This is a genomic window from Gemmatimonadota bacterium (assembly GCA_026702745.1).
Lineage (GTDB): Bacteria > JAAXHH01 > JAAXHH01 > JAAXHH01 > JAAXHH01 > JAAXHH01.
Map to the genome: position 1 here is coordinate 26,025 of JAPPBT010000020.1, position 21,028 is coordinate 47,052.

Below are 21,028 nucleotides of genomic sequence, written 5' to 3' on the forward strand. Positions count from 1 at the left end.
TATCAAAGAATTGGATCTTTTTCGACGAAGTTCCAGTTGCGAAAAATTAAACGGGGAGCACCGGCTTGTCAAGTGATTTCACGCCTTTGCTCAATACAGGCTTGACACGGACATGGCCCCTTGTTATTATCCGACGCCGCGAAAAAAGCAATGCGAGAAGTACGCGGACATCTGCTTTTTACAGCAAGAAAAGGAGCGAGAACAGGGGTGTCCGGGAAAACCATGATCGAGGCGAAGGGCCTGAGCAAGTTCTACGGTTCCTTTGTCGCCGTGCAAGACATCTCCTTTACCATACCCGAGGGCCAGATCGTGGCCTTCCTCGGACCGAATGGCGCGGGCAAGTCCACGACGATGAAGATCCTCAGCGGCTACCTGGGCGCCAGCGCGGGTACCGCGGCCATCGCCGGACTCGATGTAAGTCGCGACCGCCTCTCCATGTCCAGGCGTCTTGGATACCTTCCGGAGAACGGTCCGCTTTACCAGAACATGACGCCGCTCGAACTCCTTCGGTTTTTCGGCGAGGCCCGTGGACTCGATCGGCTCCGGCTGTCCGACCGCCTGGACTACGTCATCGACCGGTGCAGCCTTCACGAAGCGCTCGAAAAGCCCATTGACAAGCTGTCCCGGGGCAACAAGCAGCGGGTTGGACTGGCGCAGGCCCTGCTCCACGACCCCGACGTGCTCATCATGGACGAGCCGACCGCCGGGCTGGACCCGAACCAGATCCGTGACTTCCGCCAGGACATCCGGTTGCTCGGGCAGACCCGGACCATCCTGCTCTCCACCCATATCCTTCAGGAAGTAGACCTCATCGCCGACCGTGTTCTCCTGATCAACGAGGGCCGGCTGGTCTTCGATGGGCCGCCTGACGATCTGCGCCACGACGGATCGCTCGAAGCGTCTTTCCACGCCCTGACCGGACACGGAGGGGAGGCGGACGAATGAACCTCGGCCCGGCAAGCCGGATCAACGTCCAGCTGGTGGCGGCCATCGTCCGCAGGGACCTGCGGTTGGCCTTCAGCAATCCCACGGGATACGTCTTCGTTACCCTTTTCATCTTCCTCAGCGCGGCCGCCGCGTTCTGGCAGGTCCCATTCTTCCTGAACAACCTGGCGAACCTCGACCAGTTGAACGCCGTGTTCCCTTACCTGCTCCTCTTCTTCATCCCGGCGCTGACCATGGGCGTCTGGGCCGAGGAAACCCGGCAGGGAACCGATGAACTGCTGCTCACGCTCCCGGCAACGGACCTGGAAATCGTCCTGGGCAAATACCTCTCGGTGGTGGGCGTCTATACGGCCTCACTCGTGCTGTCCCTGACCCACGTGCTGGTCCTGATGTTCCTCGGCAGTCCCGATCTCGGGCTCATGGCCGGCAATTACCTCGGATACTGGCTCGCCGGCGCCGCGCTCATCTCCGTCGGCATGCTGGCGTCCCTGCTGACCTCGCACGTGACCATCGCCTTCATTCTCGGCGCGCTGTTCTGCGCCGCCTTCGTACTCATCGGACCCATCGCCGGGGGTATCAGCGACGGGCTGCGGGACCTGCTTTCCCCCCTGGGACTGTTTACCGCCTTCGACGACTTCGCGCGCGGCGTCGTCAGCTTCTCCGGACTGGTCCACTTCGTCTCCGTCACCGGTCTGATGCTGTACCTCAACGTCGTGCTGATCGGCCGGCGTCACTGGCCCGTACAGGCCGGCGGATACCGGATGGGGATCCACCATGGCGCGAGGGCGGCGGCCCTTGTCGCGGTGGTGATCGGACTAAACGTCATCCTGGGCCGGGCGGGCGTCCGCCTGGACGTAACCGCCGAAGGACTCCATTCCCTTTCCGACGAGACCGTGCAGATGCTGTCGGAACTGGACCCGGAGCGTCCCGTGTTCATCCAGGCCTTCGTGAGTCCGGAGGTGCCGGAGTCCTACGTACAGACCCGATCGGGCCTGATCGACGTGCTCAAGGAGCTGGACGCCGTGGGCGGCAGCCGGGTCCAGGTACGGATCCAGGCCACGGAAATGTACACTCCCGAGGCCCGGGAGGCCCGCGATCGGTTCGGAATCACCCCCCGCGAGCTGCCGGACCTGCGCAGCGCCCGGTCGGGGTTCACGAACGTCTTCGCCGGGATCGCCGTCACCTGCGGCCCCGAGGAACAGGTGATCGGGTTCCTGGATACGGGGCTTCCCGTCGAATACGAACTGGTGCGCAGCCTGCGCGTGGCCGCCCGGGCGGACCGCGCGAAACTCGGCATTCTCGCCACGGAGGTGCGGCTCTTCGGGGGATTCGATTTCAACACCATGCAGAGCCGCCAGCCCTGGGCCATGACCGAAGAGCTGCGCAAGCAGTACGACGTGGTGCAGGTCCAGCCCCAGGAGGACTATCCCGACGATCTGGACGTGCTCCTGGCCGCCCTGCCCAACACCCTGACCCAGCCCGAAATGGACCGGCTGTCGGACTACATCGCCGCAGGGAACCCCACGTTGCTCCTGACGGACCCGCTGCCCTCCTTTAACCTGGCCCTTTCCCCTTCCGAGCAGAAGGGCGCAAGCGCCAATCCTTTCGCCGGCAACCAACAGCCCGCTCCCGTGCCGAAAGGCGATATCCAGGGCCTGCTGCGCGGGTTCGGCGTGGAATGGACCACCGGCCTGATCGTATGGGACCAGTATAACCCCCACCCCGGCATGGCCCATCTCCCGCCGGAAGTGGTCTTCGCGTCTCCGGGCAACGAGAACCCGGACACCTTCAACCAGGAAGCCGTCAGCACCGCGTCGCTGCAGGAACTCGTCTTCATCTTCCCGGGCCGGTTGCAGCATACCGGTTCGGCGGACTTCACGTTTACCCCCCTGGTGCAAAGCGGTACCATGTCGGGGCTGACCGCCTATTCCCAGCTCGTTCAGCGCAACTTCTTCGGCGGATCGCAACTGGTGCTCACCAATATCCCGCGTCGCGCGAGCCAGAACGCCTACACGGTGGCGGGCCACGTCACGGGCAACGCGGCCGGCGCAGTGGCCGGCGAGGCCGCGGCCGGGGGAGGCGCGGCCGGAACTGCGGCCGGAGGAGCCGCGGCCGGAACCGAAGAGAACGCGCCGGTCAACCTGGTCGTCGTAGCCGACGTGGATTTCGCTTCGCAGCAGTTCTTCGACATTCGCCGCATGGGCGCCGGCGGGCTGCACTTCGACAACGTCACCTTTTTCCTGAACCTTATGGACGTGCTGGTCGGGGACGAGTCCTTCATCGCCCTGCGCAGCAAGCGGGTTCGTTACCGCACGCTCGAGACCGTCGAGAGGCAGACCCTGGCCTACACCGAACAACGGGTCAGGGACGAGGACGCCGCCGAGGAGGAGGCCCAGGCGGCGCTGGACCAGGCCCGCCGCCGGCTCACGGCCCGAGTGGACGAGGTCCGTCAGCGGACCGACCTGGACGAACAGACCCGGCGGATCATGGTCCGCAACCTGGAGGAAGTGGAGAACCGGCGGTTCGAGACGCTGCGGACCAATATCGAGGCCGAGAAGGAAGCCAGGATCGAGGAAAGCAAGGAGATGATGGAAAGCCAGATCCGGCTGATCCAGAACACCATCAAGAACCTGGCCGCGCTGCTTCCGCCCGTGCCGGTCTTCCTCCTGGGCGTATTCATTTTCCTCCGGCGCAGGCGTCGTGAGAACGAGGCGGCCGCCGCCGCGCGGCGGCTGAGGAGCTGACCATGGATGAAACACGCAAGACCCTGGCCTTCGTCGCAGCGGCGGCCGTGGTGACCGCCGCCGCCTTCCTCGCGGCTCCAGCCGATCCCACGCCGGAGGCTTTTTCGGACCGCGGCGAGGCTTTCTTTCCGGAATTCGTGGATCCGAACGACGCGGTCTCCCTCGAGGTCATCGACTTCGACGAAGCGACCGGAGGCATCAACGCCTTCAGTGTGGTATTCAAAGGAACGCGCTGGCGCATTCCCTCCCATCACAACTACCCTGCCGACGACAAGGACCGCCTGGCCCGCACGGCTGCCGGGCTCATCGAGGTCCGCAAGGACGACGTGGTCGCCGAAATCGCCGCGGACCACGAGGCCCTTGGCGTGGTGGACCCGCTGGACGAGTCGGTCGCCTCCCTGTCCGGACGCGGCAAGCGCGTTACGATTAAGGACGGAAACGACAACCTGCTCGCCGACCTCATCGTCGGCGGGAACGTACCGGGCCGGGAAGGCCAGTACCGCTACCTGCGGGTGCCCGGTCAGAAGCGGACCTACGCGGCGCGGTTCGACGTGGATGTCTCCTCCCGGTTCGGCGACTGGATCGAAAAGGACCTGCTGGAGGTGGACCAGGCGCGTATCGGACAGGTGATTCTGAAAGACTACTCCATAGACGAAGGTACCCGCATGCTGGACCAGCGCGACACGATCGTGCTGTCTAAAGGGGATCCCGACTGGACGGCCAACCGCATGCGGACCGGGCAGAAGGTCGACGCGGTGAAGATGGAAGATCTGCTCAAGGCCCTGGACGAGTTGACCATCGTGGGCGTCCGGCCCAAGCCCGCCGGTCTTTCCAGGAGCCTGGAGAATAACGACGAAGGCATCAGCATCACCCGCAGCGATCTGGCCTCGCTGCAGCAGAAGGGCTACTACTTCACCGGGGACGGCCAGCTGGTCTCCAACGAGGGCGAAACCCAGGTTAGCACGGAGGACGGGATCATTTACACGCTACGCTTCGGGGAGATCGTGTACGGCGCGGGAGACGAGGTCACGGCGGGTCTGGTGGGCGCGGGCAGTGCTGGCAGCGAGGGCAGTCCGGGCGGCTTGGGTGGTGCGGGCGGATCGGGCGGCCCCGGCGGGTTCGGCGCCGGAAGCCCCGCGGGACCGGGCGAGAACCGGTACCTGTTCATCACGACCGGATTCGACGCCGGCCTCTTCCCGGAGCCCCCCGGACCCGCCGACCTGGGATTCCAGGCCAGGGCGGACTCCCTCTGGACTGATGCCGACCGGACCAATGCCGATCTCTACGAAAAACACGAGGCCTGGCGGCAGCGCGTCGATACGGGACGCCGGACCTCCGCGGACCTGAACGCCCGTTTCGCCCAGTGGTACTACGTCATATCCGCGGAGAGCTTCGACCGGATCCGCCTGAGACGCGCAGACCTGGTAACCTCCGAGTAGAAGGTGACCGGTTTGAATCCAAATCACACCTGCGCGGACGTCATCGCGCAGACCCTTCACGAAGCCGGCGTCCGATTCGCTTTCGGGCATCCCGGCGGTGAAGTGCTTGAGCTGATCGACGCACTGGAACGCTCCGGAATCCGGTTCGTCCTGACCGGACACGAGTCCACGGCGGCCTTCATGGCGGCGGCCGTGGGACGATTGACCGGCATCCCGGGGGTCTGCGTGGCGACCCTGGGACCCGGTGCGTGCAACCTGGTGCTCGGCGTGGGGACCGCCTACCTGGACCGCGACCCCGTCCTGGCCATCACCGCGCGGACGTCGACGGAAAGGCACCACCGGAGCAACAAGCAGAACCTTCCCCTGATCGACCTGTTCACCCCCATCACCCGGTGGTCCGTCGACCTCGAAGGTGCGGACGTCGGAGAGACCGTAAAAACCGCGCTCTCCGTCGCGGCGGGGCCGCCGCGGGGTCCGGTGTACCTCTCCCTGCCGTCGGACGTGGCGGGAAAGCCGGCCGGCGGCCCGGATTCCTCGGCCAACCCGGATTCCTCGGTCAACCCGGATTCCCCCGCAAGCGCGGCCGGCGCGGCCAGCCAGGAAGGCCAGGCCGGCCACGGGACCGCGCATCCACCGCATCCGGCCCCTGCGGACGAATCGGACCTGCCCCGCATCCTGTCCACGTTGAACGGCGCCGAACGACCCGTCGCCGTGGTCGGCATCGCCATGGACGCGGCCAGGGACGCTCAGGCGGTCCGGCGTTTCCTGCGCGATACCGGCCTGCCTTACGCGACGACCGTGCAGGCGAAGGGCATCGCCGATGAGCACGGAGACCGATTCCTGGGCACGATCGCGCCGGCTGCCGGTGAAGACCGGATCATCGAATGGCTGCAGCAAAGCGACTGCGTCCTGGGCATCGGCTTCGATCCGGTGGAGGTCTCCCGGCTCTGGCATTTCGACGCGCCGCTGCAGATCGTCGCCAACGCCCCCGTGGGGTTCGGCACCTATACGCCGCCGGCGGCCTGCGTGGGCGACGTTTCCGCCCTTCTTGGCCGCATCGCGGAAGGATACCGCGGACGATGCCGGTGGACGGCCGACGACATCGGTTACCTGAAGGCGCGGGTCGACGCGGTCTACCACCCGCCGTCCGAGGAAGGACCGGAGGGCATGTCGCCCTATCACCTGGTGGGCGCCCTTCGGGAACTGCTTCCGGAAGACACCGTCGTCTCCTCGGACGTAGGCGCACACAAGAATGTAATGGGACAGCGATGGCGGGCGCCGGAACCGGGCACCTTCCTCATGTCCAACGGCCTTTCATCCATGGGTTACGGGGTAGGCGCGGCCATGGGCGCGGCCATGGCCCTGCCCGATCGGCCGGTGGCGGCGATTACGGGTGACGGCGCCTTCGCCATGATGGTCCAGGAACTCGAGACGGTCAGGCGTACCGGCATCGCGCCGCTGATCGTCGTCCTGTATGACGCGTCGCTGGCGGTCATCAAGATCGCCCAGCAGGCCAGGAAACTCCCCGTGACGGGCGTCGATTTCGCGCCGGTGGACTGGGTGAAAGTCGCCGAAGGTTTCGGTATCGACGCGGAGGCCGTCAGCACCCTGGATGAAACCCGCGACGCCGTTTCGCGGTGGGTGCGCAGGCGGGAGGCGCGGGTCCTGGTCGCCCCCGTGGACGAGCGGCTTTACACCGGGTTGAAGTACTGATTGTACCGGTACTCGGAAGCTTCCGTTCTCCATCGCTGCGGTACGGAATGTTATCCGCGGCGCAACGAAAAAAACCGTGGCGCTGAAGCGTCCTGTCGGTATATTGAACCCGCCTTTAACGGACCCGGTCCACCACCGACCCGGACCGCCGTCTCACCACCCAACGGACACCTGGAGATAAACTGCATCTATGGGGGGCGACTTTACCCTGTACCTGGCCGTAGCGCTCGGGTTGTACATGGCCTTCTCCATTGGCGCGAACGATGTGGCCAATGCCATGGGAACCTCGGTGGGTTCCAAAGCGCTCACGATCAAGCAGGCCATCCTGATCGCCGGAGTGCTCGAGTTTCTGGGCGCCTACCTGGTGGGAGGACAGGTCACTAGAACCGTTCGGGGAGGCATCCTGGACCCCCAGATATCGGCGACCGCGCCGGAGCTCATCGTGTACGGCATGCTCGCGGCGCTCATGGCCGCCGGTACGTGGCTCGTGGTCGCATCCAGGCTGGGCTGGCCCGTGTCGACCACCCATTCGATCGTGGGCGCCATCGCGGGATTCGGCATCGTCGCCTTCGGTTTCAACGTCGTACAGTGGGAACAAATAACGCAGATCGTCGCATCCTGGATCGTCTCGCCCCTGCTGTGCGGCGTCCTGGCCTACCTGATCTTCAGTGCGATCAAATGGACGATCCTCCGCCACCCGGATCCCGTGCGGCGGACCCGGAAATGGGCGCCGCTCTATATCTTCAGCGTCGTCGTCGTGATTTCGCTGGTCACCCTCTTCAAGGGATTGCGTAATGTCGACCTGGATCTGACGCTCGCCGAGACGCTCCTCTGGTCCAGCGTTCTGGGCATCTTCGCGGTGATCGCCGGACACTTCCTGCTCGGGCTGATCAATAATCGGCCGAGCGCCGAGACCGGTGACGCATCGTCCGGCGACGGCCAGATGGCGGTCGTCGAGAAAATGTTCGGCGTGCTCCAGATCATGAGTGCCTGCGCCGTAGCCTTCGCACACGGGTCCAACGACGTGGCGAACGCCATCGGACCGCTGGCGGCGGTGGTGGACATCAGCCAGTCCGGCGTGGTCAATCCCGAGTCTCCCGTACCCAGCTGGCTCCTCCTGGTCGGCGGCATCGGCATCGTCATCGGCCTGGCGACCATGGGCTACCGCGTCATGGCGACCATCGGCACCAGGATCACGGAACTGACGCCCACCCGGGGATACTCGGCCGAATTCGCCGCGGCCATCACTATCGTCCTGGCCAGCCGCCTCGGGCTGCCCATCTCGACGACCCAGACCCTGGTCGGCGGGGTCATGGGCGTGGGACTCGCCCAGGGCGTCAAGGCCCTGGACCTGAGTATCCTGGGCCGGATCGCGGCGTCCTGGATCGTTACCGTTCCCATCGGCGCCCTGCTGGCGATCGTCTTCTTCTACATGTTCCGGGCTATTCTTTAGATTTACGGCCGGCTCCGCTCATTCCCTGCAGGCCCTCGGATCGACGGAAACCCCGCATGAACGAACCCCCTCTGGACGCCGTCGAACCTGAAGAGGTCCATCCGTCGCCGCGTCTCGGATTCACCCTCGTTTCCACCGCGCTTGTGCTGGGCGCCTACCTGGTGTTGCAGGTCGCCGTGACGGTCGTCCTGATCGCCGTGCTGGACCTGGATCCAACGGAACGCATGGGCGACCTGATCGCCCTGGGCGTGATCCTCTCCGCCATCCCCTGCACGTTCCTCCTGCTGCTCATCCTGGACCGCCCCGGCCGCGCGCGGGGCATGGACCCGGGAATCTGGCTGGCGCTCCGGCCGGTCCGGAGCTCGACCATGCTCGGTTGGGTGGTCTTCGCCTTCCTGCTGCTTCAGCTGGCCGACCTGGTCACCGTAGAGCTCGGACGGTCGCCGGTGCCGCCGGTCATGGAGACGATCATCGAAACGACCCGGTACACGGCGCTGCTCTGGTTCGCGCTCGTGATCGCCGCACCGGTCTTCGAAGAGGCGTTGTTCAGGGGGTTTCTCTACGAGGGGCTGCGCCGGACGAAGCTGGGCGCCGGGGGAACGATCGCCGTCACCACGCTGCTCTGGACTATGCTGCACGCCGCCCAGTACGACCATTTCTTCCTGACGCTGATCGCCCTGATCGGCATCCTGCTCGGGATCGCCCGCGAGCGTACCGGTTCGCTCTACGTCCCCCTCGCCATTCACGGGGTGAACAATCTGCTCAGTACGCTTCAGATGACGGAAGAAGGGGACGCACTCGTCAACGCGTTGTTTTTGCGGTGATGTATTTCGTGCGGTGAAGGTGGGAATTCTGCGGTGTCCGGTCGTGACGGAACTGCCGGCCGTGACGGAACTGCCGGCCGTGACGGAACTGCCGGCCGTGACGGCGGTACCTGGTCGTGCCCGGTCGTGCGAGGGTCCGCCCGACCCGGTATGGCCTCAGACGCCCAGGGCTTTCTTGTTCTCGGGGGTCAGCCTGGTCAGCGTCCGCTTGAACTTGTAGTGACCCTCTTCGGACTTGACGGGTTTGACCAGCAGCACGGTCTGGACCTCGTCCTCCTGGTTCTTGTCGCTCCCCTTGGCCATCTTGGCCGCAAAGCTTCGGTCCTTAGCCATTTCCGTTTCCTCCGTTACGGGTTCCGCGCGGGAACACGATGCCTCGCCGCACAATTCTGCTGTTCGTGTTCCTGTTGGTATTCCGGCTGGAAGTATACGCGCTCCGGAGGTTGAAATCAAGGGAATTGTCCACCGCTTCGTTTCACGGACACCAATACTTGTGTACAGGATATCGAATCGATTCCGACCGGCACGCATCCACTGCTTTTCAATAGACATCGACTACGATCCACCGTATCTTCAGTCGGGTTTTGTCATCGACAGGAGCGGACTATGCGGGCACCGGCATCACATACCCCGACGCGCGGAAAACCGGATCTGAGAGGCCTTACCTTGCCCGAGATCTCGCGTATCGTCGCCGAATTGAACGAGCCGTCGTACCGGGCAGGTCAGATCGCCTCGTGGGTGTACGAGAAGGCCGCGGGGTCTTTCGACGAGATGACCAACCTGTCCAAGTCGTTACGGACCGAACTGGCCGACCGTGCGTGTCTGAACCCCCTGACCCCTGTTAGCAGGTCGAAGTCCCGTCACGGACCGACCACGAAGTACCTGTTCGAACTTCAGGACGGCCAGAAGGTGGAAACGGTGCTGATCGGCGGGTCGCGGCGCAATACGCTTTGCATTTCTACGCAGGTGGGCTGCGCCATCGGCTGCCGGTTCTGCGCGAGCGGGCTGGAGGGCCTCGTGCGCAATATGACGTCGGCCGAGATCGTCGACCAGGTCGTGCAGGTAAAGAAGCAGGCCATGCTTGCCGGCGATGCCCGGCCCATCAACAACATCGTCGTCATGGGTATGGGGGAACCGCTGGCGAATTACCGCCAGGTACTCCGGGCTGTGCGGATCATCAACGCCGACTGGGGGCTCGGAATCGGCGCCCGCAAGATCACGCTTTCCACCAGCGGGCTGGTTCCGAAGATCTACCGGTTGGCCGAAGAGAAGATCCAGTTCGAGTTGTCTGTTTCGCTCCATGCCGCCGACGACCGTACGCGGACCGCCATCGTCCCGATCAACCGGCGCTATCCGCTCAAGCAGCTCATGAAGGCCTGCCGCCATTACACCGGTACCACCGACCGCATCATCACCTACGAATATGTCCTGCTCAAGGGTGTGAACGACCGGTTCCAAGACGCGGAGAAACTCGTAAAGCTGTTGAAAAAGGACAAGTGCAAGCTTAACCTCATTCCCTATAACCCGGTACAGGGCCTGCCATACGAAACGCCCGACGAACACCGGCGAACGGCCTTCGCGGATGCGCTGCGGACGGGCGGCCTGCAGTTGACCATTCGCCGGGAGCGCGGACGGGACATCGACGCGGCATGCGGGCAACTGCGCCTGGCCGAGTCCCGCAGATCCGGTTGACCGTTGACTGACGGCCGAACAGACCGGACTGGCTAACCTGGCGGGGTCGGGCGGACCTGGCGGACCAGGTGGACGCGAGGACCAGACCGGCCAGGCTGCGGACCGGACGGACCTGGCGGACCGGAGTAACGCCATGGATCATGTATCGTCACCCCGGATCCTCGTGGTGCGGCCCGACCGGATCGGAGACGTGGTGCTCTCCCTGCCGGTGCTGGACGCCCTCCGGCATCGCTGGCCCAAGGCCTACCTGGCCATGCTGGCCCGTCCCTACACCCGCGACGTACTCGAACGTAACTCCTGCCTGGACGCCATATTCGAAGACGACCCGGAGTCCCTTCACCGTGGACCGGCGGGCTTTTACCGCCAGGTGCGGCGGCTGCGCGCCCAGGCTTTCGACACCGCCCTCGTCCTCATGCCGACCATGCGGCATGTGTGGATGATCTGCCTGGCTGGCATCCCCCGGCGCATCAGCGTGGGACGTAAGGTCTACCACGCGCTTACCCGCACCCGGTCCCTCAGCCGTCACCGCTATATTCCGCTCCGCCACGAATCGGACTTCTGCCTGGACCTGGCCCGGGTCATCGACGCCCGGGAACCCGGGAACGGACCGCTGATCGAATTGAAGGAGGAAGAGCGCCAGGCGGCCCGCGCGGTCCTGGTCCGGACGCACGGGCAGCCGGTCATCGGCATCCATCCCGGCAACGGGCGCAACGCGCCGAACTGGCCGGTCGAGCGTTACGCGCGGCTCGCGAGGACCCTTCAGGACCGACACGGCGCAAAGATCGTCGTCACCGGGAGTGCGGAGGAGGGACAGCTCGCTGAATCCATCATGTCCCGCCTGGACGGTCCCGCCCTTTCGCTGGCGGGGCGGCTAACACTGGGCGAGCTCATTGCGGTGATCGGCGAAATGGATATCCTGGTGAGCAGCAGCACGGGGCCCATGCACCTGGCCGGGGCGCTGGGTGTTCCGACGGTGTCCGTCTTCTGTCCCCTGCCCGCCAGGTCGCCCGAACGGTGGCGGCCCCTGGGCGGCCGGGACCACAACCTCCTGCCGCCGGAGGGACAATGTCCAACCTGCGACCGCGGTCCCTTCTGCGACCTGTCCGGCATCACCGTGGACATGGTCGGGGAGGCGGTCGGAGAGCAACTGGTCAGAGGGTAAGGACAGCATGGCGGTAAGCCCGTCACCGCACTGACCCGAATACCCGTATCTTCGATGAGCGCAACGATGACCGTCTCCGGAACGCCATCCCGTATCCTCGTCATCCGGTTCAGCTCGATGGGCGATATCGTGCTGACGTCGCCGGTCACCCGGCAGTTGGGCAGGCTCTGGCCCAATGCGGAGATCGAGTTTCTTACACGCGCGGAATACGCGCCACTGGCCCGCGCGCTCCCCGGGGTCGCCGCTGTGCAGTGCTTTGACCCCGACACCAGTCTCATGAGCCTCGTCTCCCGCCTGCGCGAAAGACGCTACGACCTGGCGTTCGACCTTCATGGGAACCTGCGCAGCCGGCTCGTCACCACGGTGGGCATCGCGGGGCGGGTGCTCCGGTACGACAAGCGCCGGTTTGCCCGGATGGCCATCGTCAGAAGGCGAATGCGGTCCAGGCCCGTCCCCCATACGGTCGACCGGTACCTGGAAGTGCTCGACCGGCTCGACGCGGCCGCCGCACCCGGCCTGGAAGGCCCACATGACGCGGCGGAGAAGCGGCTGCCGCAACTGAAAGTCGGCGGGGCGGCGGCGGCCGAAGTGGAGGAACGGCTGGCCGGGGCCGGCATCGGGCCGAATGTCCGGGTACTCGGCGTGGCACCGGGGGCCTCCCATGGTCCGAAACGCTGGCCGCCGGAACGGTTCGCCCGGGTTGCGGACCACATGGCGAAGTCCCGTGAACTGAAGTTACTGCTGCTGGGCAGCGAGACCGATCGGGCGGTTACCTGCGAGGTGTTGAACGCCATGGAGCGTCCGGCCGTGGACTGGACCGGTGCGACCGATCTCGCGTTGCTGCCCGCGGCCGTACAGCGGTGCGCACTCCTGGTCAGCAACGATTCCGGCCCCATGCACGTGGCAACGGCCGTGGGCACACCCGTAATCGGCCTATTCGGCGCTACCCATCCCCGCCTGGGGTTCGCGCCTGTCGGACCGGCGGACGCTGCCGTAACGCTCGACCTGCCGTGCAGCCCCTGCAGCCTGCACGGGAACCGGGCCTGCCGGTTCCGCACCCATGCATGCCTGGTGGATCTCGATCCCAGCCGCGTCATTCTCGAAGCGGAGCGCCGAGTACCGGTTTGATGGCCCGCGTGAACAAAGGTTGAGGCTTTGAGGAGGGTCTTACTCGTCGGCGCCGTATTCGAGGAGTGAGAAGACCGGGCGATCGCCCAGTCGCTTCCGGCCGTCCAGGAAGGACAGTTCGATCAGGAACCCCACGCCGGCCACGACCCCACCCGCGTCTTCGACCAGTTGACAGGCCGCGGCCGCGGTTCCCCCCGTGGCCAGCAGGTCGTCCACGATGAGGATGCGGTCCCCGGGTCTCACGGCGTCCAGGTGCATTTCAAGCGCGTCCGTGCCATACTCCAGTTTGAATTCGATCCGCCGCGTCTCTGCCGGGAGCTTGCCGGGCTTGCGCAGGGGAACAATGCCCTTGCCCATGTGGTAGGCCAGAACCGGCGCCAGGATGAAACCCCGGGCCTCGATGCCGGCCACGAGATCGATGGAGCAGTCCGAGTACTCGGTGACGAAACGGTCCACGGCCGTACGAAAGGCGGCGGGATCCTTGAAGAGCGTGGTCACGTCCTTGAAGTTGATCCCGGGTATGGGAAAGTCCGGCACGTTGCGGATCTTCTGTTTCAGAGCGTCCAAGTCACACCTCGATTCTGAATCCACTTAAGCCTGTGGAAGCGCAGAACACGCAGGTCACTTTTCGAATTCCCGCATCCAGTTCTGTATGATGGAGAGGGATGGACGGGATTCTTCCGCGTTGGTTGCGATGATGAACGACGCCCCGCCCGCGGACACTTCGTATCCGGGGAACCGCAGATCATCGGCGCCGGCCTGGACGCCTTCGAAGAGCGCTTCGGGACGGCCGAACCGGAAACCCGGCCCATCCAACACCGGAACGACCATCAGCCGGTTGCCTTCAACGTAATACAGCTCATTACCCGACGGACTCCAACGGGGCGTCCAGCCACTGTTCGTCGAAACCTGCCATCGCCCGGTTCCATCAGGAAAACGGGTCACGTAAACCTGCCAGCCAACCCCCTGGTTCGATACGTAGGCCAGGAAACGATTGTCCGGCGACAGGGCCGCCTGAACCACCCGCCCCTGGTCATCCACGAGCACCTGGTGTTCGGTACCTTCCTCCATGGAAACAAACCTTACCTGCCGCCCCTGGTGGAGATAGACGATAAACCGGCCGTCTTTCGAAAGCATGGGCCCCCAACCCCTCAGCGAATCGGCGGAGAAAGGCGTCATTACGCCCAGCACGTCGAGATCCATTCGCATGAAAATCGCGCTCCTGCGTGTACGGCCCGGATTCACGGCCGGGGATACCGTGAACACGACTGATCCGCCGTCTGGCGCAAAGCTCGGTCTGCTGTAGTTCAAATCCGCAGAGGTTAGCCGGCTGCCGATACCGCTTTCGATTTCGTACAGCCAAAGCGCGGCCAGTACGCCTTCCTCACTCTCCACCATGACTTGCTTTTCATCAGGGGATAGTACCAGTTCGCGGATCCTGTCCTGGGGCTGGCCTATGATTCGGTCGATCCGGCCGCGGCGATCGACTACGGCCAGTTGCTGCGGTGACCTGAACACCTTCCGGTAGACCATGATGCCGTCGTCGGACACGCTGAGCGTGTTGACACGCCGGGCTACCCGAAAGGCCTCGCCCGTTATCTCACCGGAACCCGGCGAAAAGGCCACGGCCCAGAGGTCGTCCTCGGGATGGGTCGTGGTCTCCCGGTAGTATAGTAGGTGGCCCGACGCATATCCTGCGACGGTGAGGAAATCGCCTTCCAGCGGAAGCAGGCGTCGAGAAAAACCAGGCGAACCGGACGTGCCGGGCGAAGCAGCCGGATCGGGGAATTCCACGGCAATGCGGGACGCCGTGATCCGGGCCATGGAGATCGTCATGCTCAGATCCCCGTTCCCCCGGTATCTTTCACTCAGTTCGGCAATCACTTGCGGATCGTCGGAGGACGAGACTACCGTGTACAGGTGCAAGTTGTATTCGGACAGGTAGAGTGGGGAAAGCAGTGCCCTTTCGTAGTTCGTCCCGTCCGGTTCCAGCAAAAGGACCGGATCACCCCCGTTTTCAGACACGGCATATAACCCGCCGCCGGGCCTCATGCCTGCCATGCTGAAGCGTATCCGGCCGTCACCACTCCATGAAACTCCCATCAGGTCCCGTTCCGGCAGGTCGCAGAGATGCACCTGGCCGCCTCCGTCCGCCGCGACCTTCCAGATCGACCGTCTGACCAGGTAGCCGATATGACGGCTGTCGGGCGACCAGAATACCTGACTGATTTCTTCCGTTCCGGGAATCTCCCGACCCTCGTCCTGGTCCAGGGAACGGATCCAGAGACGGTTCTCATGGACATAGGCGAGCAGGGTACCATCCGGCGAGATGGCCGCGTTGTCCCGTCCCAGGTTGTCCAGGCTCACCTGGAACTTGCGCAGCGGCGCGGCGGGTTCTACGTCGAACGCACCCATCAACGCCGCGACGATCAGCGATCCGGCGACCAGGCATGCGGCACAGGCGCCGAGCACCACCGGACTCCTCAGGAGGGTTGCGGCAGACCCCTGTCGCGACACGCCGCCGACTGTACCGGCCGCCGGTCCCGTCTCGTACTCACTGCGGCTGTCGGACAGGTCATGGCCCACGTCGAGCACGGACTGGTACCGGGATCGGGGATCCTTGCCCATGCAGCGCCGGACGACCCGGTTCAGCAAGGCAGGCACTTCGCTGTTCGTCACGCTCACGGACTTCGGGTCATCCTTCAGGGTGCTGCTGATGACGGAAACGTAATTGTCGCCCGTGAAGGGCCGGACACCCGTAAGCGCCTCGTACATCATGACGCCCAGGCTGAATACATCGCTCCGGTGATCGCCCCGGTCGCCGGTGGCCTGTTCCGGGGACATGTACGCCGGCGTGCCCAGGACCGTGCCGGCCTGGGTGAGACTCATCGTAGGTCCGGCGCCATCGCTTTCGTCAGAACTTTCGGTGACGACCCGGGCCAGGCCGAAGTCCAGGACCTTCGGTACGCCGTCGTCGGAAATCATGACGTTCGCGGGCTTCAGGTCCCGGTGCACGACGCCCCGCTCGTGGGCGTGGTCCAGGGCCTCCACGATGGGCATGAACCAGTCGTAGAAGGATTCCAGCGGAAGGGGCGTGCCGGTCAGGTGCTCATGGAGTGGCCGGCCGGACACGTACTCCATGGTGATAAAGTACACGGTGCCGGGGCCGCCGGGGCCGCCGCTACCGGGATCGGCGTCGGCAGGGGCGTCCGGGCCATCCGGCCCGCCGCTGCCCACGTCATCCAGCCGCGCCTCCTCGATCGCGTACACCTGGGCGATATTCGGGTGGTTCAGCTTGGCGGCCGCCTCCGCCTCGATCCGGAACCGCTGGAGCAATGCGGGATCACGGGCCAGGTCCTCCGGCAGCAACTTCAGGGCAACCGGTCGCTTCAGACGGGTGTCCTCTGCCAGGTAGACCTCGCCCATGCCTCCCCGTCCGAGGATGCGTTCGATGCGGTAATGGAGGACGGCATCGCCCTGCTGCATGCGCTTACTCCATGGTGATGGCCAGTCCAGTTGGCGATGGCCAGGCCAGCCGACGACTGTCAGGCCAGGCGGCGACTGCCAGGCCAGCCGGCGACTGCCAGGCCAGCCGGCGATGGCTAATCCAGTTCGTCCAGGCGCACGGGCCGACCCTCCGACGCGGACCGGTCGGCCGCGAAGACTACGCGGTGGGATTCGTAGGCCGTGGTCATGTCGGTCAGGGGCATGGGGCTACCGCTTCGGATGCTGTCCGCGAAGGCCTGGAACTGGGGCTCGTAGGGGTGGTCCTGCACGTCGCCCGAATCGATCAGCGAGGTCTCGAGGATGCTCCACCGGCTTCGGTCCATCCCCCGGATCTTCTCAGAGTAGAACCGGTTGTCCAGCAGGCTGCCTTCGCTGCCCACCAGGTGCACGTGGAAATAGTAGGGCTGCAGGCAGTCGATGCAGGAGGTGACTTTCCCGATCCGGCTTCCGCCTTCGAACCTCAGGATGGATACACTGGTCGTGTCGTACTCGTAGGGTGCGAAGTGGGGACTGGAAGATTTCGTATTGTAGCTGGAGACTTCCTCCACCGTGCCGTCCATGAAGAACAGCAGGGCGTCGAGGGCGTGGCAGCCGGCCGTCAGCAGGCTGGTCCCGCCCATGGCCTTCTTCACGTTCCAGTCGTACTGCCCGTACCACGGTCCGATACCGTGATAGTAATCGACCTCGGCATAGTGCAGGTCGCCGAGAAGCCCCTGGTCGATGACGGACCGGATCAGGGTGAAGTGGGCGCTGTAACGGCATTCGAAGCAGACGCAGACCGATACGCCGGCCCGGTCCACGGCGGACTGGATGCGCGCCGCGTCTTCGGGGGTCAGGGCGATGGGTTTCTCGATGATGAGGTGCTTGCCGGCCTCCGCGGCGGCCACGGCCTGGTCGGCGTGAAAGGGATGGGGCGTGCAGATGTCGACCACGTGGATATCCGGGTCGGTAAGCAGGTCGTTATAGTCGAGACAGGACTTCAGCGGCGTTCCGAATTGGGACGACAGGGCCGCGTCGTCATGGGTCCTGCGGGAACAGACGGCGGTGACGTCCGCCCCGGTCACGGCCTTGAACGCGTCGATATGCGCCCCGGCCACCCAGCCGAGGCCGACGATGCCTACGTTCAGTTGGTACGCGTTAAGTTGGTTCACGGTCAACCTCCGGGTCTTTCCAGGGCGTTCAACTGGGCCATCCACCGGCCGTGGTCGGTTTCCAGCTTGGCGAGGGAGGTCCGCTCGAAGACGAAGGGATATCCGTTGATCGCCGCTTCGTGTCTGGCGGGATCGTCGGCGCAGCAGTCCTCGACGACCGCGGCGAGAAACCCGCGCTGCACCGCGGAAGCCGCGGACAATAGCACGCAGACGGAAGTTTCCAGTCCCGCAACCAGTATAAAGGATTTACACGCGCGATGTAAACGGGTTAATAGGTCCGGCTGGAGGAAGGCGTCGAAGGTCTGTTTGCGCAGGACCGTTTCTCCGGTCCGTTCGGCGGCGCAGGGCAGCACGTCCGCGCCGGACGTTCCCCGGATACAGGGCGTCTCACCCTTGACGCAGTAAGACGTCATCCAATCCGTACCGTCCGGTTCGAACTCCGCCCGGACGTGCACGATGTCGAGGCCGGACGATCTGCTGTATTCCAGCAGTCGTTCGATGTTCGACGGAAAGTCCGGAAAGGCTTTCGCGGTTGCTGCAGGCCAGAAATCCTGCTGGACATCGATGAGCAACAGCACAAACCGGCGCCAATCTAACTGGGCGGACATAGATGATCCTTCGTCTAACCGAGGTGCCACGCTCGGAGACACGATGGAGCAGGACGATTTAAGTGAAAATCCAGGCCCGTAATCTAAATTCACCGCGGGCTCCGGGCAAGTCGATATACTCAGCCGTCGCAGCAGCGGCCGGCGGATTTATGTGCCGGTCTAACAACCTTTTGATGAATGCGGATATTTCTGCCTTCACACCCTTGACATTCCCATAAGCCGGTGTAGATTGAATGCTAACCCTGTACCACGGCGCGGGCATCGTTCTGCGTCGAATCTTTTTTAATGGTTATCCATACATGCATTTCGATCCTCGTCAACTGATCGAAGACGGATTCATCGTGCTTCGCGAGGTGGTTCCCCCCGACTGGCTCGGTCCCCTGAGGGACAGCTTCGAACGCATGGTGGACCGCCAGCGGGAGATCTGGGCCAGGGATAGAAAACCGGACGATCCGCCCGGTGGGGAGTGGGAAATCGGCCACCAGCCCAGGCTTCATTTCGAAAGCCTCGTGGACGGGGATACGGCCAATACAATGGCCTTCTGCCTCCACGAGCACACCATGGGCGTCAGCCGGCGCATCATGGGTTCGGAAGCGGCAGGTAACACGGGGTTCATGTTCATGTGCAACCCGGTGACCGACCGCGGGCCGGCGTCCTGGCACCGGGACATACACCCCATCGACCAGGCTCCGCTGCGGGGTCTTCAGGACGACCTGATCCAAAACGCGCCCGGTTACCTCCAGTGGAACATCCCCCTCTACGACGACAACGTGTTATGGGTCGTGCCGAAGAGCCACCGCAGGGGGAATACGGCCGAAGAGAACCGCTGCCTGGCAAAGGATCCCCGGAAGCCGCTGCCCGGCGGCGTCCAGGTAGAACTGAACGCGGGCGACGGCGTGGTCTACACCAATACGATCCTGCACTGGGGAAGCAACTACAGCGCCAGGACCCGGCGCACCATCCACCTGGGCTACCGTGCCTACGGCGGTCCGGTCTTCCCCTACGTCAACCGGACGTTTCGCGACCTCGCCTTCATCGAACGCCTGCCCGCTGATCTGCAGGCGGTTTTCGGGGACATCCGGCGCAGGTATGACGAGGAGTCCGACCGGATCGAATTCGTTTTCCGCGCCGCCATCGACGGCGACGAGGACGCTTTCCTGGAAGGTGTCGCCGCGCTGCATCCCGGTGAAGCGGGCCGGATCGTATGCGCCATCCTCCTGTCCAAGATCGTGTACAAGATGAGGTTCGCCACCCATCCGGTCCGACCGCATTACGGCAGCGACATCTCGCACGACGAAGACTTGAAGCCACGGTTCACCGACAGCGAGCTGGATACGCTCTGGCGGCGCTTCGTACCGCTGGACGAACAGATACAGTCCGACGCGCTCCAGTACGTGCCGGGATTCCAGTCGGATCCCATGCACTACTATTTCGAGAAAATGCCTTCCGGTCTGAATATGGAATCTTTCATGGCGGGATGGCGGAACAACTGACGAGCCGCTTACGCGCCCTTCGGGGGAGAGCACGATGAAGATCACCGCAGTTTCCGTATGGACCGTTGTCGTGCCCATCATTCCGGGCCGTGTGCACAGTCCGATATACACCGACAAGTCCGGGTGGGACCTGGTGCCGAAGCACCTCATCCGGATCGATACGGACACCGAGTTCTCCGGCATCGGGGAAACCTGGCGGGGCATGCCCATCGAGGAGGTCAGGGAAGGGGCGGGACTGTTGATTGGACGCGATCCGGAGACCATCACATTGCAGGACATCTTCGCCCGGCGCGCCGACCGGGCGGACGACGACATCACGGTGGGAACAGGTCCGGCCTACGACGCCTATGAGATGGCCGTGCTCGACCTGGTGGGACGGGTCCACCGGCTGCCCGTGCACACGCTCCTGGGCGGAGCCGTGCGGGACCGCGTCCGGGCCGACTACTGGATGGGCCACCAGACGCCCGAGGACGGTCGCAGGGCCGTGGAACGGGCGTTGCGGCACGGTTTCAAAGGTGTCAAGATCAAGTGCCGGATCGAAGAGCCCATGTACGAGCGCCTGAAGGCCATGCACGACGTGGGCGGTTCCGAATTCAAGGTCACCGTGGATCCCAACGAGCGGTTCCACACGGCCGCCCAGACCATCGAACTGGCCGAGCGCCTCGAGCCACTAGGGAACGTGGAGGTCTTCGAGGATCCCATTCCGAAGTCGGATATTGAGGGCTACGAAGAAATACACCGGTCCATCCCCTTCCCCCTTGCCATGCACCTGGGAGACGGTCCGGGCGTGGTCCGGGCCCTTCAGGCCGACGGGGGCCGGGGCGTGGTGGACTGCGTGAACCTGGGCGGCAGCATGTTCGGGTTCCAGCGCAACGCCGCAACGGCCGCCGCGGCCGGCCTGCCCTGCTGGCACGGATCGGGGAATGACCTGGGCATCGCCGACACCTCCTACGTCCACGCCGCGGCCGCGGCGCCCAACTGCACCATGGCCTCCGATTTCGTGGGTGGTTGGACCCGGGAGGACGACCTCATCGTCGAACCGATTACCTATGAGAACGGATACGTGCCCACGCCGATGAAGCCGGGACTGGGATGCGACCTGGACTACGACGCGCTGCAGCGGTACACGCAGGGCCATGAAGAACTGAACTGATACCCGCTGTACCACG

16 protein-coding genes are annotated in these 21,028 nt (G+C 64.4%); 11 read left to right on the forward strand and 5 right to left on the reverse strand.

Annotated elements, in window-relative coordinates; all coding sequences use genetic code 11:
* The first annotated feature begins 222 nt into the window (after window positions 1-222).
* The 6 genes from OXH56_03610 to OXH56_03635 all read left to right on the forward strand — a co-directional run bounded on the left by OXH56_03610 (window position 223) and on the right by OXH56_03635 (window position 9,118).
* Window positions 223-945 carry an ABC transporter ATP-binding protein gene (locus tag OXH56_03610; protein ID MCY3554389.1) on the forward strand — a complete coding sequence of 241 codons (723 nt, stop codon included), beginning with the start codon at window positions 223-225 and terminating at the stop codon, window positions 943-945.
* Entirely contained in the window at window positions 942-3,689 is a 2,748-nt protein-coding gene (locus tag OXH56_03615) for a Gldg family protein (GenBank protein MCY3554390.1), read from the forward strand. The genes OXH56_03610 and OXH56_03615 overlap by 4 nt, the downstream gene beginning before the upstream one ends.
* A 2-nt stretch (window positions 3,690-3,691) precedes the next feature.
* Entirely contained in the window at window positions 3,692-5,128 is a 1,437-nt protein-coding gene (locus tag OXH56_03620; GenBank protein MCY3554391.1) for a DUF4340 domain-containing protein, read from the forward strand.
* 12 nt (window positions 5,129-5,140) lie between these two features.
* Window positions 5,141-6,841 carry a thiamine pyrophosphate-binding protein gene (locus OXH56_03625; protein ID MCY3554392.1) on the forward strand — a complete coding sequence of 567 codons (1,701 nt, stop codon included), beginning with the start codon at window positions 5,141-5,143 and terminating at the stop codon, window positions 6,839-6,841.
* A 190-nt stretch (window positions 6,842-7,031) separates the two neighbouring features.
* Entirely contained in the window at window positions 7,032-8,294 is a 1,263-nt protein-coding gene (locus OXH56_03630; GenBank protein ID MCY3554393.1) for an inorganic phosphate transporter, read from the forward strand.
* Window positions 8,295-8,350: 56 nt separating this feature from the next.
* On the forward strand, window positions 8,351-9,118 hold the full coding sequence (locus OXH56_03635; GenBank protein MCY3554394.1) for a type II CAAX endopeptidase family protein: 768 nt from the start codon (window positions 8,351-8,353) through the stop codon (window positions 9,116-9,118).
* A gap of 156 nt (window positions 9,119-9,274) precedes the next feature.
* On the opposite strand, the gene OXH56_03640 is transcribed toward OXH56_03635, so the two are convergent.
* Window positions 9,275-9,451 (reverse strand): hypothetical protein, encoded by a 177-nt coding sequence (locus OXH56_03640; GenBank protein MCY3554395.1) that lies wholly within the window; start codon window positions 9,449-9,451, stop codon window positions 9,275-9,277.
* Window positions 9,452-9,724: 273 nt separating this feature from the next.
* On the opposite strand from OXH56_03640, the gene rlmN reads away from it, so the two are divergent.
* The 3 genes from rlmN to waaF all read left to right on the forward strand — a co-directional run bounded on the left by rlmN (window position 9,725) and on the right by waaF (window position 13,100).
* Entirely contained in the window at window positions 9,725-10,810 is a 1,086-nt protein-coding gene (gene rlmN, locus OXH56_03645; protein MCY3554396.1) for a 23S rRNA (adenine(2503)-C(2))-methyltransferase RlmN, read from the forward strand.
* 133 nt (window positions 10,811-10,943) lie between these two features.
* Entirely contained in the window at window positions 10,944-11,972 is a 1,029-nt protein-coding gene (locus OXH56_03650; GenBank protein ID MCY3554397.1) for a glycosyltransferase family 9 protein, read from the forward strand.
* 66 nt (window positions 11,973-12,038) lie between these two features.
* Complete coding sequence (gene waaF, locus OXH56_03655) at window positions 12,039-13,100, forward strand: lipopolysaccharide heptosyltransferase II (protein MCY3554398.1); 1,062 nt, start codon at window positions 12,039-12,041, stop codon at window positions 13,098-13,100.
* Window positions 13,101-13,139: 39 nt separating this feature from the next.
* On the opposite strand, the gene OXH56_03660 is transcribed toward waaF, so the two are convergent.
* From OXH56_03660 to OXH56_03675, 4 genes are all read right to left on the reverse strand, one after another.
* On the reverse strand, window positions 13,140-13,691 hold the full coding sequence (locus OXH56_03660) for an adenine phosphoribosyltransferase (protein MCY3554399.1): 552 nt from the start codon (window positions 13,689-13,691) through the stop codon (window positions 13,140-13,142).
* Between the two features lie 30 nt (window positions 13,692-13,721).
* A complete protein-coding gene (locus OXH56_03665) occupies window positions 13,722-16,586 on the reverse strand; it encodes a protein kinase (GenBank protein ID MCY3554400.1) in 2,865 nt (954 codons plus the stop codon).
* Window positions 16,587-16,702: 116 nt separating this feature from the next.
* The gene (locus OXH56_03670; GenBank protein ID MCY3554401.1) at window positions 16,703-17,758 is read right to left on the reverse strand and encodes a Gfo/Idh/MocA family oxidoreductase; all 1,056 of its coding nucleotides are present in this window, start codon (window positions 17,756-17,758) and stop codon (window positions 16,703-16,705) included.
* A gap of 2 nt (window positions 17,759-17,760) precedes the next feature.
* Entirely contained in the window at window positions 17,761-18,366 is a 606-nt protein-coding gene (locus OXH56_03675) for a cysteine hydrolase (protein MCY3554402.1), read from the reverse strand.
* Between the two features lie 299 nt (window positions 18,367-18,665).
* Here OXH56_03675 and OXH56_03680 point away from each other — a divergent pair, with 299 nt between their 5' ends.
* Window positions 18,666-19,859: a phytanoyl-CoA dioxygenase family protein gene (locus OXH56_03680; GenBank protein ID MCY3554403.1), complete on the forward strand. Its 1,194-nt coding sequence runs from the start codon at window positions 18,666-18,668 to the stop codon at window positions 19,857-19,859.
* Window positions 19,860-19,893: 34 nt separating this feature from the next.
* The gene (locus OXH56_03685) at window positions 19,894-21,012 is read left to right on the forward strand and encodes a hypothetical protein (GenBank protein ID MCY3554404.1); all 1,119 of its coding nucleotides are present in this window, start codon (window positions 19,894-19,896) and stop codon (window positions 21,010-21,012) included.
* Window positions 21,013-21,028 lie beyond the last annotated feature (16 nt).

What these genes read in the sequence shown, in the direction of transcription:
- OXH56_03615 (MCY3554390.1), top strand. Translation starts at nt 942, where the DNA reads ATGAACCTCGGCCCGGCAAGCCGGATCAACGTCCAGCTGGTGGCGGCC.
- OXH56_03650 (MCY3554397.1), top strand. Translation starts at nt 10,944, where the DNA reads ATGGATCATGTATCGTCACCCCGGATCCTCGTGGTGCGGCCCGACCGG.
- OXH56_03665 (MCY3554400.1), bottom strand. Translation starts at nt 16,586, where the DNA reads ATGCAGCAGGGCGATGCCGTCCTCCATTACCGCATCGAACGCATCCTC.
- rlmN (MCY3554396.1), top strand. Translation starts at nt 9,725, where the DNA reads ATGCGGGCACCGGCATCACATACCCCGACGCGCGGAAAACCGGATCTG.
- OXH56_03675 (MCY3554402.1), bottom strand. Translation starts at nt 18,366, where the DNA reads ATGTCCGCCCAGTTAGATTGGCGCCGGTTTGTGCTGTTGCTCATCGAT.
- OXH56_03610 (MCY3554389.1), top strand. Translation starts at nt 223, where the DNA reads ATGATCGAGGCGAAGGGCCTGAGCAAGTTCTACGGTTCCTTTGTCGCC.
- OXH56_03630 (MCY3554393.1), top strand. Translation starts at nt 7,032, where the DNA reads ATGGGGGGCGACTTTACCCTGTACCTGGCCGTAGCGCTCGGGTTGTAC.
- OXH56_03640 (MCY3554395.1), bottom strand. Translation starts at nt 9,451, where the DNA reads ATGGCTAAGGACCGAAGCTTTGCGGCCAAGATGGCCAAGGGGAGCGAC.
- OXH56_03620 (MCY3554391.1), top strand. Translation starts at nt 3,692, where the DNA reads ATGGATGAAACACGCAAGACCCTGGCCTTCGTCGCAGCGGCGGCCGTG.
- waaF (MCY3554398.1), top strand. Translation starts at nt 12,039, where the DNA reads ATGACCGTCTCCGGAACGCCATCCCGTATCCTCGTCATCCGGTTCAGC.
- OXH56_03680 (MCY3554403.1), top strand. Translation starts at nt 18,666, where the DNA reads ATGCATTTCGATCCTCGTCAACTGATCGAAGACGGATTCATCGTGCTT.
- OXH56_03635 (MCY3554394.1), top strand. Translation starts at nt 8,351, where the DNA reads ATGAACGAACCCCCTCTGGACGCCGTCGAACCTGAAGAGGTCCATCCG.
- OXH56_03685 (MCY3554404.1), top strand. Translation starts at nt 19,894, where the DNA reads ATGAAGATCACCGCAGTTTCCGTATGGACCGTTGTCGTGCCCATCATT.